The sequence below is a fragment of the Moorena sp. SIO3E8 genome, assembly GCF_010692445.1.
GTDB lineage: Bacteria > Cyanobacteriota > Cyanobacteriia > Cyanobacteriales > Coleofasciculaceae > Moorena > Moorena bouillonii.
On record NZ_JAAHHM010000159.1, the window covers coordinates 1 to 13,424 of the forward strand.

General features: G+C 43.8%; 10 protein-coding genes. 6 read left to right on the forward strand and 4 right to left on the reverse strand.

The window, feature by feature from the left end:
- The coding region (locus F6K46_RS33845) for a PDC sensor domain-containing protein (RefSeq protein WP_293117809.1) at positions 1–1,002 on the reverse strand (1,002 nt) is incomplete at its 3' end.
- A 530-nt stretch (positions 1,003–1,532) separates the two neighbouring features.
- Between F6K46_RS33845 and F6K46_RS33850 the strand changes: the two genes are divergently transcribed.
- On the forward strand, positions 1,533–2,522 hold the full coding sequence (locus F6K46_RS33850; protein ID WP_293064039.1) for a phosphate/phosphite/phosphonate ABC transporter substrate-binding protein: 990 nt from the start codon (positions 1,533–1,535) through the stop codon (positions 2,520–2,522).
- A 273-nt stretch (positions 2,523–2,795) separates the two neighbouring features.
- Here the strand turns inward: F6K46_RS33850 and chrA are convergent, their stop codons facing one another.
- Both chrA and F6K46_RS33860 read right to left on the reverse strand, forming a co-directional pair.
- Positions 2,796–4,034, reverse strand: a complete 1,239-nt coding sequence (gene chrA / locus F6K46_RS33855; protein WP_293064036.1) for a chromate efflux transporter — start codon at positions 4,032–4,034, stop codon at positions 2,796–2,798.
- Positions 4,035–4,044: 10 nt separating this feature from the next.
- A complete protein-coding gene (locus F6K46_RS33860) occupies positions 4,045–5,055 on the reverse strand; it encodes a sulfotransferase (protein ID WP_293064033.1) in 1,011 nt (336 codons plus the stop codon).
- A gap of 1,285 nt (positions 5,056–6,340) precedes the next feature.
- On the opposite strand from F6K46_RS33860, the gene F6K46_RS33865 reads away from it, so the two are divergent.
- The 4 genes from F6K46_RS33865 (at position 6,341) to F6K46_RS33880 (ending at position 12,987) form a co-directional block, all read left to right on the forward strand.
- Complete coding sequence (locus F6K46_RS33865; protein ID WP_293064030.1) at positions 6,341–8,035, forward strand: hypothetical protein; 1,695 nt, start codon at positions 6,341–6,343, stop codon at positions 8,033–8,035.
- A gap of 873 nt (positions 8,036–8,908) precedes the next feature.
- A complete protein-coding gene (locus F6K46_RS33870) occupies positions 8,909–9,682 on the forward strand; it encodes a peptidylprolyl isomerase (protein ID WP_293064028.1) in 774 nt (257 codons plus the stop codon).
- A gap of 183 nt (positions 9,683–9,865) precedes the next feature.
- A complete protein-coding gene (locus tag F6K46_RS33875; protein ID WP_293064026.1) occupies positions 9,866–10,018 on the forward strand; it encodes a hypothetical protein in 153 nt (50 codons plus the stop codon).
- On the forward strand, positions 10,015–12,987 hold the full coding sequence (locus F6K46_RS33880; protein ID WP_293064015.1) for a peptidase domain-containing ABC transporter: 2,973 nt from the start codon (positions 10,015–10,017) through the stop codon (positions 12,985–12,987). The genes F6K46_RS33875 and F6K46_RS33880 overlap by 4 nt, the downstream gene beginning before the upstream one ends.
- Here the strand turns inward: F6K46_RS33880 and F6K46_RS33885 are convergent.
- A complete protein-coding gene (locus F6K46_RS33885) occupies positions 12,946–13,170 on the reverse strand; it encodes a hypothetical protein (protein WP_293117813.1) in 225 nt (74 codons plus the stop codon). The genes F6K46_RS33880 and F6K46_RS33885 overlap by 42 nt on opposite strands.
- Positions 13,171–13,233: 63 nt before the next feature.
- Here F6K46_RS33885 and F6K46_RS33890 point away from each other — a divergent pair, with 63 nt between their 5' ends.
- Positions 13,234–13,416 carry a hypothetical protein gene (locus tag F6K46_RS33890; protein ID WP_293117815.1) on the forward strand — a complete coding sequence of 61 codons (183 nt, stop codon included), beginning with the start codon at positions 13,234–13,236 and terminating at the stop codon, positions 13,414–13,416.
- Positions 13,417–13,424: the final 8 nt, after the last annotated feature.

The window sequence follows — 13,424 nt, forward strand, 5'->3', positions numbered from 1 at the left end:
CTTTATGGTCAGTCCCTTCTGCTGCACTGTTTGCCCAGTTTTAACAGCTTCGAGCAAAATTTTTACGTTCTGTACAACTACTTGATCCTTTGCCCCGAGCAGTTTCTGTGGCTGGTCTTTACTCTTCCCTTGGTAGATGGTATCAACAACAGCCACAGTGTCGTCTTTATTCAGGGCTAGTAGCTGCATAGATTGAGAATCCCCAATTTCCAAATCCTTCAGCAGGTTTTTAAATATGGTGCTGAAAACCGAGGCAGGCAAAACTCCTCTAACAACCCCTAGGAATTCATCAGTTGCTGGGTCTGTGATCGCTTTGCTGAACTCAATCACGAACCTATCCTCAGTGTGATCAAATTTCGTTTTAATCACCTGCTGACTGGGATCATTTTTTGCATCTTGCCACCAGTCTTCATCCCGTTGGACAAAGTCAGGAGTAGGACTGTTGTAAGCCACATTAAACCCGTGCTTTTCGGTGAAAGATATCTCGGAAAAGTCATGAATTGCTGTAGTTTTACGTAAGTAATAATTGAGAGCTTGATTCGGCTGGAGCAACCGGGTAGCAGAGAAAGACTCTTCAACCTCGTAGTAAGGTAATTTAGGAAGGTTTTTAAGTTGAGAAACTTTAGCTGCAGTGCTAGCCGCCTCAACTACTAGAGGGCTAGCCGCCAAAGTAGCAGGTATTCTTTTTGCTTCCTCTAAAAATATATACAAAACTCTGCCCGCAACTAGGGTTTCACCCTCTAATAGTTGCTCAGCTTGCTGTTGGGAGCTGCGGGAAATAGCACTGTAGCTGAATAGTCCAGCCAGACCTAGAGGGGTTAAAACCGCTGGGAGAATGGTCTTCAATAATTGAGTGCGCAGATCATTACTTTTCCTTTGTGGTTGGGAATTGTTGGAATCGGTGGGTTGACTTGATTGTTGATGGTAGTGCTGTTGTCGATCTTGGGTTATCCCTTGAGGTATGACTGGTAATTCCCAGGGTAAGTCTTTTGAACAATGCATAGGACTGTGACTATTTTTCCGAGAAGGATAACTATAGGGTTTATAAACGATTTGTGAACATCCAGAAACCCAAAACTATTGGAATTCCAAGAATCTTGGCCACGTAATCATTCACAACCTATTTAGAATTTTGAGATTGACTCCAGTTTTTAATCTAACCATATTTATCTAGGAAGTTATCTCAGTAAATTAACTGAATTTTGGGCCTTAAGAGTTACGCCAATTTACTGAATATATGCTAGGGGTAGTAGTGATCTAGTCATGGCTAACTCTACAGGTATAGTTTTTCGGGAGTCTTGTGTATACTCGTAACTGTTCACAGTAAACACTAAGGCTGGCTAGGGTATGTCTAAAACTTCATCGAAAACTTCATCGAAACTTTATCAAAGTATCCATCAATTGAAATAACTCTTGCCAAAGAAAAAATAAGATCTAGTTTCAATTATTTTTATGATTATTATTTTTGAAGATTTTAATTGGTTTTGATGCTTAAAAAACTAGTAAACTCAATAAGTTATCAACAGACAACAATGAATATGTTAACTGGTGTATCGATTGCTCTTCTCCTAGGGCTTACCGCCTGCGAGAAGAAACAGTCTGCAAACCCATCAGTGATAGCCGTTGATACTTCCCATCAACCAGTTTCGGACAATACTGTTCGGGTGGGTGTACTTACCATTGATAGCGTGGATTCTGTCAAACAACGGTATCAGCCACTCCTAAACTACCTCTCTGAGGTGATTAATCGCCCTTTCTCCTTAATACCTGTTACCCAAGAAAGTCAATTCATTGAAGTAGCCCAAGGTAATTTGCACTTTACCACCAACAATCCTCTGGCAGCTGTGCAAATCCGTCGGCTCTACGATACGAAGTTTCTACTTACCCACTCTCGACCTCAGATGGGTACAAAATTTGCTGGTCTGATCATCGTCAGAAGCGATAGCAATATCTACAAGCTGAAGGATCTGCAGGGTAAGAAGGCAGCCTGCGTGGCTTTTCAAACGGCGGCGGCTGGCTGCACTTTTCAAATCTATCATCTGCTTCAAAATGGTATTGACCCGTTCCTGGACTTCAGCAGTTTTGTGGAAAACAAATCACAAGACAAGATTGTGCTTGACGTAGTCAACGGCAAAATTGATGTTGGGTTTATCCGTACAGGTCAATTAGAAAAGATGCTCAACCAAGGCTTGCTGGAAAACCTGGAACAGCTAAGAATCCTAGAGTCGGTTAAGGACGAATTCTTCTATACTCATACCACCGAGCTCTATCCCGAGTGGCCGATTGCTGCGGTTAAGGCTACTGACCCCCAATTAGTCGCAGCAGTGACCGACGCGCTTCTGAATATCCCAGCAAATCATCCAGCCCTGGCAGCTGCTAAGATAGAAAAATTTTTACCGGCAGAGGATTATGGCTCCCTGGATAAGCTGATTGAAACGTTGAGGCTAAAAAGTTGGGATGCTAATAGGGATCCGTTTAGGAATTCTGGGAACAGGCAACAGGCAACAGGGAGTAGGGAGTAGGGAGTAGGGAACAAAAATTCTCACCATTCCTACACGGATTGCTATAGCATTTGTATTTGAGATGTAAACCGAGAAGGTCTTTTTTTTATTTTCCTATAAAACTCTGGAGCTCTTGCCCCTCTTGCCTCTTGCCTTTTTCGACAATCTATAACTTTACAACTTGTTTTAAAACTCTATATTATAGCAATCCTAAATCAATTGAGAGAATGTTTGTTCCCTGTTCCCTACTCCCTGCTCCCAGATCCGCTGTTCCCTTTGCTATAGCAATCCATTCTAGATTGAGTAAAGTACTAAGCCTAAAATTCCGGCAATCGGGATAATCAACAGCACCTTCACCCGGAACCGCCACAGGGCAACTAGGGCTGCGGCAAAGATCACCAAGCTGCCAACATGAAATTCAGCACTCCTAGCTACTACAATAGCAGCGGTAATGATCATGCCAATGACGGCAGGACGAATTCCTTTGAGCGCCGCCTGAATCACTGTAGATTCTTTGATATGTTTCAATAAGTGGGAACAGGTTACCATCAGCAGTCCTGGTGGTAAGAAAATGCCTACTGTTGCTACTATTGCTCCGGAAATTCCTTTCACCACATAACCGATGAAGGCAGCGCTGATCAGAATTGGTCCAGGAGTAATTTGTCCGATTGCGATCGCATTAGCAAATTCTGTCTGAGTCACCCAACCGTAAGTATTCACCACCACTTCTTGAATCAGAGGAATGAACACGTAGCCTCCACCAAATAGCATTAGGCTCATGCCGGAAAATGTCACGAATAGTTTCGCGAGGCTGGTTTCCCCCAAAAAGGGTAGGGGAATCATAGAAAGCAAGGGAAAACTCAGCAGGATGAGCAAGGTGACTGACAGCTTCAGCCAGGAAATCCCCTGAATTGACTCCTGAATCGGTTGAGCTTGGGAATTCTCCTGTCCCGAGTGCTTAGTGTCACCTAACCAAAGCCATCCTAGCAATCCAGAACCCACCACGACTAGCACAGTAATGTAGAATCCTCCTACTACCTTGAGTAGGACTGCCGCGATTATTGCAATCACTAGTTCCCGCCAGCCTTTGATCGCTTTTTTGCTCATGCGTCTGGCGGCACTCAAGATAATTGCCGCCACTGCAGGAATAAATCCCGCAAAGGCTTTTTGAAGTGCTGGAATTTCCCCGGCCTGGAGATAAGCAATCGTTAAACCAATTACCAGGATAAAAGAAGGGAGCAACACACCAATGGCACTGACTACAGCGCCATTAGTCCTCCCCAAGCGATAGCCCACATAGACTACTACGTTAGCAGCAACTGGACCAGGTAAAACAGTGGCTAAGGAAATGCCGTCTAGCATATCTTCATGGGTGAGGAGCTTGTGCCGCCGCACCATCCGATTCTCCACCACGGAAATCAGAGCCATGAAACCGCCAAAGGCTGTACTACCGATCTTGAAAAAGTTCCAGAAGAGAAACCAAAGGGATACCGACTCGGAATTTTCCGAGTTTACATGCAGTTTTTTTAACATAGTCAGTTCTTTAAGCCACTACGGTCTGACGTGCTTTAATCTCTTTGAGCAGAGTGGCTTGGCGATCTCGTCGCTTTAAGTCCTCAGGATCCATTTTTTGGCGTGCCTCTGCTTTTAAGCTTTGGTTAATCGCATTAAATTTAGCGATCGCAGTGCTGCTGAATTTGATTTCTTTACCTTTAAGAATCCCAACCCGTTCGTAACCAAGAGCATCAAGTACATCTCCGGCCACCAATTCAAAAATCAGGATTTCCTCATCCGTAGCTTCCTGGAGAAACTTCTTAGTGTTTTGTTTAATTACAGGTTGGGTGACATTACTCCATAGGGAGCTAGACGTTGCAGCATTCGAGGCTTCCTGGGATTGATGGAAATCTAGCATCTCAGGAGTATACTGCACCCCTAGGAAATTACACAGATCCTGCAGGGTAGTCTCAGGAGAGCTGATTAGGGTTTCATAACTGATGCTAAAAAACCTCTCGGGACTTAGGCGAGAGCGCATCTGGAGTGCTAAACGCTGGGCTTTTGCCCATTCTTGAGCAATATGGTAGAAGTGCTTTTCTCCAACCACTGCCTTCTTAAAAGAAACCGCCACATCTCTACCATCCCGGTACAAATAGATAAATTTAGGGTTTTCCAAGTAGGCGGTAATCTCTGGCAGGTAGTAAACGTTGGCTAAACTTTTGCAACACCATTGCTGTGCTCCCCAAGTTTGTGCCATAATATCGTAAACAGAGGCTAATATGGCCACCAAAGACCGCTCTCGGCAAAGGGAAATAACTTCCTTTGTATCTAAATGCACACCCTCCCAAGGGACGGGATTGAGTTCCACTAAACGACACACATCATTGACTAATAGGGTAAAGGTGTCCGTTTGACTCAAATCCCCATAGCTAGGTAGTAATGGCATCATCCGCTGCAATATGTGAGGGGAGTGGGGAGCAGCGAGATCACCAATCTGATTCAACATCAGGCGCAATAAATTAGAGCCTGAGCGTTGGGTGCCGATCATAAAAATAGACATAACTTTGAGCTATCCTCATCACTGAATTCCAATTGCTGACCTTGATCACCGATTAAGTAGAAGCAGCCATCAGAAAACGTTGTGGTTGCAATGCAGCACAATAAAAGCTTGGTCTTCACCAAAGCAACTCTCCCTAGCTGTGAGTGGAGCGGTGTTTAGCTAACTAACCGTAAGCATTCAGCTGAGAGCTCTCAGCTGAGAGCTCTCAGCTCTCAGCATTCAGCTCTGAGCTCTCAGCATTCAGCTCTCAGCTCTGAGCTCTCAGCCATTCGCGTAGCGTGGCCTGTGGCCAAGGCCTGTGGCCAAGCTACACTGAACAGCTTTTGAATAAAATAAGCTGACGGCTGTTGGCGTAGCCTGCGCGTAGCGCATATGCTTACAAATTGTTTAACAACTGATAAGCGCGTTTATATCTGGTTTGTAAACAAAATTATTGCCGGAAAAAGCAAAAGACAAGAGGGGAAAGACAAGAGGGGAAAGAGATACGGATTTTTATTGGACAATAAAAAAAGACCTCCTATGTTTACATCTGATTTATAAATCCTATAAACCAGATCACACCTTCGTTAACTGATTACCCTATCCCGGATAACAGCCGAAAATTAAGCACTATCACTAAAGTAGACCGGCTAAATGATTGACATTAAGACTGTAGGTTGATGGGGTGATGGGAGAATAATATCAAGTTCGGTTGAATACCCATAATAAAAGTGTGAGGAGATGGGGAGATGGGGAGATGGGGGAGATTTTTATTAAGGGTAATTATCCTGACATGATATAACACGCTTGTTAAGCCAAATGTCATAGGATTTAATTGATCAATGCAGCCAAACTGAACCAAAACTGAAGCCAAACTGAGAAAAAAAGCAAAACTGAGACAACTGAGACAAAAACTGAGACAACTATTATGCCAACTTATGCTATATAGCGCCTCTCAATAGAATTAATTTCATCGGTTGATGGTTCAACCTGAGATTAGTCTGAGAAAAATCTAAGCTCACCCTGGGCTAAGTATGAAAAAAATTATACAACTAAGCCTAGTTAAAATAACTGAGCTAAAAAACTGAGACAAAAACTGAGACATTAGGCTCTGATCCGAATGCCATTGTAGAAATATAGACACCTTAGCGACTAGACAACAGCGCTAATGCCCTGTTAAAACCGATGGTTTTTGCCTAAGGGTCAATGTTTGCCTGAGGTTACACACACTACACTGGTCTATTGCCGGTAGACCAGTGTTTACTTCCAGTCTCAACATAATTCACTTGCATTCGGAGGAACTTTGATGTCAAACACTTTTATTCCCACTGGAGAAACTCTAACCGAGCCCGTAGTACTACCCGGAGTAGGGGATTCTTTAACCGTATTCGGTACATTGGATGTTGATGGTAGTGCTGTTGATATCACCGGCACTAATGCTAGCATCTTTAACGCAGAAACAGGGACAATTGATGGTAGCTTCAACGGTGTCAACTTCGTTAATGGTGGTGTTTCTTCTGGTACATTAACCAACCAAGGCTTGATTACTAGTGATAGTCGTCCCGTCAACATCGGTGGTCAGAACATCAGAGTTGATAACTTAGCCGAGATTATCTCCTCTGCAAGTCCTCGGGATGGTGTCGTTTACGCTGACCAGACTGCTACATCCTATGATATTTTCAACGGTCCTGATGCTGTTATTGATGTCGGTGAGGGCAATGATGGAGATGCCATTTCTCTACAACTCGGTGCTGATGTCACAGGCAGTGTGGTTAATCAAGGTACGGTGATCGGACGTGGTGTGCCGGTGGGTAATAACCAAGCTACTGCGATTCGCCTCAGACAGGGTACTGACATCGGAGGAGCGGATGTCTCAGTCTTCAATGGTGATATTGTCAATGAAGGCACGTTGATCTCAGAAACTGACAGTGGTGTCCTGATTGAGTCGGGAGTCGAACTCAACGGTACAATCGTTAATAACGGTACGATTGATGGTGCTTTCAACGGCGTTAGCTTTGCCAATGGCGGTACCTCTTCTGGGGCGCTGCAGAATTTTGGTACTATCACTAGTGCTAGTCGTGCCGTAAATATCGGTGGTCAAGATATTAGCCTTCAAAACTTCGGTGAGATTCTCACCTCTGCCAGTCCCCGGGATGGTGTCGTTTACACTGACCAGAGTGCGCTTTCCTACTCGATTGTCAACGAAAGTAGTGGTCTGATCGATGTCGGTGAAGGCAATGATGGAGATGCCATTTCTCTACAACTCGGTGCTGATGTCACAGGTAGCGTGATTAATCGAGGTACGGTGATCGGACGTGGTGTGCCGGTGGGTAACAACCGAGCAACTGCTGTTCGCCTCAGACAAGGTACTAATACTGACCTCTCAGTCTTCAATGGTGATATTGTCAATGAAGGCACCTTAACCTCAGAAACTGATGCGGCAGTACTGATTGAGGACGGAGTCGAACTCAACGGCGACATCATTAACAGGGGCACTATCAACGGTGGTGTTGTTGCAGGCAGCCCTCAGGTCGGTATTGATGTTCAGGGTGCTGAGGGTGACGTAACTATTGTTAACCAAGGTACTATCAACGGCGATGTTCTACTCAGTGCTGGTAATGATACCTATGATGGTATCGCAGGCACTGTTAACGGTACTGTTTTCGGTAATGAGGGCAATGATACTCTGATTGGTGGTAGCGCTAATGATGTGTTGAACGGAGGCGTTGGCAATGACTTGTTAACTGGCAATTCAGGTGCAGACATCTTCGCCTTCGGCAGTGAAATCTTCCAAGACGGTCTCCAGGACTTTGACCAAATCACTGACTTTGAGGCCGGTGATGCCTTTGATTTCGCTGACGAGTTCTTGGGCAATATTAGTTTCGGTCGCGAAACAGTTAGTGGTCAAGAAGCGGTAGTAGCTATCCTTGGCGGCGAGGATAATCTGACTGTATTCGGCAATCTCGATGCTGCTGAGCAGGCATTTAATGCATTTGTGTAACACAACAGTGTGATCCCAAGACTGTTCCGATTAGTTCTTACTTAAACGGTTTTTACCCAAGACTGTCAGCGATCGCTAGTTAGATTAGCGATCGCATTTTTTTTCTAAGCTCAATAGCTTTCTAATACCGATGCTATCGGAAATAATATGAGGTCAAAATGAGATATGTCTGAATAAAACAGCAAAACTGATACAAAAACTGATACAAATAGTCTTCAATACTATGGTATATACACCCCTATTTTTGTTGAAATTATCTATTTATTGCTCAATCTGAAAGTAACTTAAAAAGAATCTGAATACAGCCTGAAAGTAATCTAATAAAAATCAAAAAAATCAGCTAAACTAAAACACTTCATCCCAAAACTGAGGCAAAAACTGAGACAGTATTCCTGGCTCTGCTCATTACTCTAAAACTAGAGAGATTTAACGATACCGATATAGGGAGAATGTCAATTTTGTTAATCCCTGATTTAGATCCCCCTAAATCCCCCTTAATAAGGGGGACTTTTGAATCTAATTCCCCCCTTTTTTAAGGGGGGCTAGGGGGGATCTATTAACCTAATTACAAAGGTGACATGCTCCCACCGAGATATTTCTCAGGTGTCTTACTAATTAATCACAGTTGATAACTCTCCAGTAACCAGGTAAAGAGGACAGGGTAATGTGGCATAAAATCATAGTTTGGCTTATAACTGAAATTATTTTAAACGTGCTAGGAATTGATGACCTAGCGGACTATAGCGAATTCATATTTGAAAAACAATTAATTAATTTTAACAGCTATCACTATCAAGTCAATATGAGAATTGCACCTAGCTACTTTTCGATGTTTGGCATGGGTAACCATTGAATATTGTAGAGAAAAGCGTGATGAACGACATTTTACAAGTTGGTAACCAAACTATTACAGCATCAGAAATTATCCCCCTGCTGAGACGATATCTTTTGCTGCCTCAGCTATTCCGGGAAATTATTATTGACCATGGGATCGCTGGAATCAGCTGCACCCCAGAAGAGGAAACCAGTGCTGAAGAGCGGTTTTATGCCAAACATAAGCTCACGGATGACAAAGCACGTCAGGCTTGGTGTCAGAATCATCAGATCACTCTAAACCAATTAAAAACCTTGGCAACCCGTGAGCTAAAACTTGAAAAATTCCAACAAGAAACCTGGGGTCACCGACTAGAATCTTACTTTCTCGAGCGCAAACAGCAGCTAGATCAGGTTAGTTATTCGTTGATTCGTGTTAAGCATAAAGGTGTCGCTCGGGAACTTTATTATCGGCTGGAGGATGGCGAGCAATCCTTTGCTGAAATAGCACGGCAATATTCCCAAGGACCAGAAGCTCAAAGTGGAGGATTAATTGGTCTGATGCCCATGACTATGCCCCACCCTCAGATTGCTCGGATTCTGAAGCTGAGTCAGCCTGGTCAGTTGTGGACACCAACACAAATAGGTGAGTGGATTGTGATTGTGCGCCTAGAAAAATTAATTCCAGCCCAGTTAGACCAACCCATGCGTCAGCGACTGCTAAAGGAATTGTTTAATAGATGGCTCGGTGAGCAATTACAACAATTGATAGAAAAAGGGAATAGGGAGCAGGGAGTAGGGAGCAGGGAGCAGGGAGTAGGGAGTAGGGAGTAGGGTCAATATATATAGCAATTCTCTCTCCCATAAGCTACAAAGAGATCCCCCTAAATCCCCCTTAATAAGGGGGACTTTGAGGCAATTAAGCCTACTTCATAAATGCAATAAACGCTATAAAATTTTTTGGTCTTATGAGAAATCAATATTGGTTATGATGATCTATTTATAAATGCTATATCGGTGATCGTTAATCACTTTGTATTTACAGCATTTTTCATAACTATTAAGTACACAGGATTATTTCCCTGTTCCCTGTTCCCGATTCCCGATTCCCGATTCCCTACTCCCTACTCCCTACTCCCTACTCCCTACTCTTTAATTTTATTGCCATGACTTCTACCACTTCCCCCATCCAAGAATTTATTGCTAGTGTATCTCCTTTTAATCAACTACCAACTACAGCGTTAGAAAAATTATCTGCACAATTGCAGCCAGTACACTATCACCTTGGTGAAACAATTTTAATGCGGGAGAAAATACCCTCCCATGTGGTAATTCTCTATCAAGGACAAGCTCGTTTACTAGGTTATGACCCCCGCACAAATAAGGAGGTAACGGTTCAAAAGCTCTCTCCCGGTGCGATTTTAGGCTGGGCGAGCTTAGTACGGGAAGTCTATAGTGAAACTGCGATCGCATCAGAGGAAGTAGATTGTCTAGCGCTACCAGCAAAGGAATTTTTCCAGCTGTTACAGACCTATCCCTCCGTCGCTACTGCCTTTCAAGACCATTGTGCTTTGATTGAAATCTTTGACTTACTTGGTGCTGAGCTCGAACGTCGAGCCGATGGCATCACGGAGCTCCGGAAACTAGCACTGAAAGGGTTTCAACAAGCAGTAGTTTACCACTTCCCCCCAGCAGACTCAGCCCAATTAGACCCCGAGTGGATGTGGTTTGTCAGTGGCGGTAATCCTCCGCCTAACTTGCCAGTGGGTAGCCGTATCAATTCACAAAACCCTAATTACGCCACTCTCCAGCAAGTGCGCTTGGTAGGATTACCGAAATCAATGCTATTGGCGGAGGTAGCAACTGGTAACAATGCAGGCATAACCTCTATTTCTGCTAGCCCTGAACTAGAATTTCGCTCTGCTCGTGATGCGATCGCGAAGCGTGACCAAAGGTCAATCGCATTACCCGAATCCTTACCTGTAGTTAATCAGGGTCAAGAGCACAGCCGAAAATATCCCTTTAAAAGTGGCAGAGGTATTTTAAAAGAGACCTTAGCCTGCTTCGAGATGCTCAGTGAGTATCTCGAAGTCCCGTTTAAGCGGGAGGTCATCCAAAGAGTGATTACTAACCAGCAAAAAACCGGCACCATTACTTTACCATTTTGCGCTGCTATCGCTGATTTAATGGGATTGCAAACCCAGCTAGTCAAGATAGCAGCAACGACAATTACTCAGCTGCCAACACCAGCTCTGATCCGTTGGGAAGATACTTTCGCTGTTGTCTACAACGCCTCACCAAAAGAAGTGGTACTGGGGATACCAACCTCTGGTGGCATCAAACGCCGTAAATTATCTACCTTTATCGACATTTGGGGCAAATCCGGTCAAGTACTGCTACTAAAAGAAGCAACAACTACCCCCAAGAAAAAGTTTGGTCTTTCCTGGTTTATACCAATACTATCTCGCTATCGTCAAGTACTCTTTGAAGTATTAATCGCATCCTTTTTTGTCCAACTCTTTGGCTTAGTCAATCCTTTAATGACCCAGGTAATTATCGACCAGGTAATTGGTGGTAATAGCCTAGATACCCTCCATGTCCTGGGAATTTTACTAATAGTTGTAGCACTGTTTGAAGCCATATTAAGTGCTTTACGTACCTATTTATTCTCTGATACTACTAACCGGATTGACCTAGCCCTCGCCTCCCAGGTAATTGACCACTTGGTGCGTTTACCAATGAGTTATTTTGGAAAACGTACCGTTGGGGAATTAGCAACCAGGGTTCAGGAATTAGAAAAAATTCGCTCGTTTCTGACCGGAACAGCCTTAACTGTAGTCTTAGATGCAGTCTTTTCTGTGATCTATATTGCCGTGATGGTGCTCTACAGTCCCCTACTTACCCTAGCCGCATTAGCTGTTGTGCCTTTGTTTATCTTGCTGACCCTAATCTTTTCACCAATATTACGGCGCATGTTAAGGAGTAAGGCCCAGCGCAACGCACAAACCCATTCTTACCTGGTGGAAGTGCTTAATGGTATTGAAACCGTTAAATCCCAAAACATTGAACTACGATCTCGCATGTCTTGGCAACAGCGCTACGGTGGTTATATTTCAGAAGGGTTTAAAGCCGTTAAGCTCTCCACTACCGCTAGTTCAATCAGCAATTTTCTCCATAAATTATCTAGTCTATTAGTGCTATGGGTGGGAGCTTATTTAGTACTCCAAAGTGAATTAACCCTAGGAGAATTAATCGCTTTTCGGATTATTGCTGGCTATGTCACCAGTCCCCTGCTGCGGCTGTCCCAACTGTGGCAAAACTTCCAGGAAACTGCTCTATCCATTGAGCGTCTGAGCGATATTCTTAATCACCCTCAAGAATCCCCAGTAGAACAACAGAATAACTTAACCATGCCACCGATTACAGGTACTGTTAAATACGAGAATATTTCCTTCCGGTTTGGTAATAGTGGTCCGTTGCAACTCAGTAAAATTAATCTCGACATCCCAGCTGGTTGTTTTGTAGGAATTGTGGGACAAAGTGGCTCTGGTAAAAGTACGTTAACTAAGCTTTTACCCCGCTTCTATGAACCCTTAGGAGGTCGAATTCTAATTGATAACTATGACATTAGTAAAGTTGAACTCTATTCCCTACGACGTCAGCTAGGAATTGTGCCCCAGAACCCTCTGTTATTCGAGGGCACAATCCATGAAAACATTGCCCTGAATAATCCAGAAGCCACCACTGAAGAAATTATTGCTACTGCTAAAATAGCTGCTGCTCACGATTTTATCATGGACTTGCCCAATGGCTACAACACTCAGGTGGGAGAGCGAGGTTCAGCTTTATCTGGGGGACAGCGACAGCGAGTAGCGATCGCCCGTGCGGTTTTGCAAAATCCACGACTACTAATTTTAGATGAAGCCACCAGCGCTTTAGACTATGAAACGGAGCAAAGGGTCTGTACTAATTTAGCTGAAGCCTTTAAAGGTCGTACTGTCTTATTCATTACCCACCGACTCAGCACAATTAAAAACGCTGACCTGATTTTAATGATGTCTAAAGGAATCATCGAAGAGATGGGAACTCATCAAGAATTAATGGCTATTAAAGGGCGTTATTATTGTCTTTATAAATAGGGAATCGGGAATCGGGAATCGGGAATCGGGAATCGGGAATCGGGAATCGGGAATTGGGAATTGGGAATCGGGAATTGGGAATTGGGAATCGGGAATCGGGAATCGGGAATTGGGAATCGGGAATCGGGAATCGGGAATCGGGAATCGGGAATTGGTAACAGTAATAATATTTGACTGTTTCACTACTGAAATAGATTGTTATTACTCCCGGTCTTAGTTTTTTTTCTGGTGCAATCTCTCAAATAAATGAAAAATTACTACTCCCTATTCTCAATTCTCAATTCTCAATTCTTAATTCTCAATTCTCAATTTCCGACTCCCGACTCCCGACTACCGACTCCCGACTCCCGACTCCCGACTCCCGACTCCCGACTCCCGACTCCCGACTCCCGACTCCCGACTCCCGACTCCCTATTCCCTATTCCCTAACCCAATTA

Bases quoted from the DNA above. Each gene is read 5' to 3' on its own strand.
- F6K46_RS33850 (WP_293064039.1), top strand. From the start codon at position 1,533: ATGAATATGTTAACTGGTGTATCGATTGCTCTTCTCCTAGGGCTTACC.
- chrA (WP_293064036.1), bottom strand. From the start codon at position 4,034: ATGTTAAAAAAACTGCATGTAAACTCGGAAAATTCCGAGTCGGTATCC.
- F6K46_RS33860 (WP_293064033.1), bottom strand. From the start codon at position 5,055: ATGTCTATTTTTATGATCGGCACCCAACGCTCAGGCTCTAATTTATTG.
- F6K46_RS33865 (WP_293064030.1), top strand. From the start codon at position 6,341: ATGTCAAACACTTTTATTCCCACTGGAGAAACTCTAACCGAGCCCGTA.
- F6K46_RS33870 (WP_293064028.1), top strand. From the start codon at position 8,909: ATGAACGACATTTTACAAGTTGGTAACCAAACTATTACAGCATCAGAA.
- F6K46_RS33880 (WP_293064015.1), top strand. From the start codon at position 10,015: ATGACTTCTACCACTTCCCCCATCCAAGAATTTATTGCTAGTGTATCT.
- F6K46_RS33890 (WP_293117815.1), top strand. From the start codon at position 13,234: ATGAAAAATTACTACTCCCTATTCTCAATTCTCAATTCTCAATTCTTA.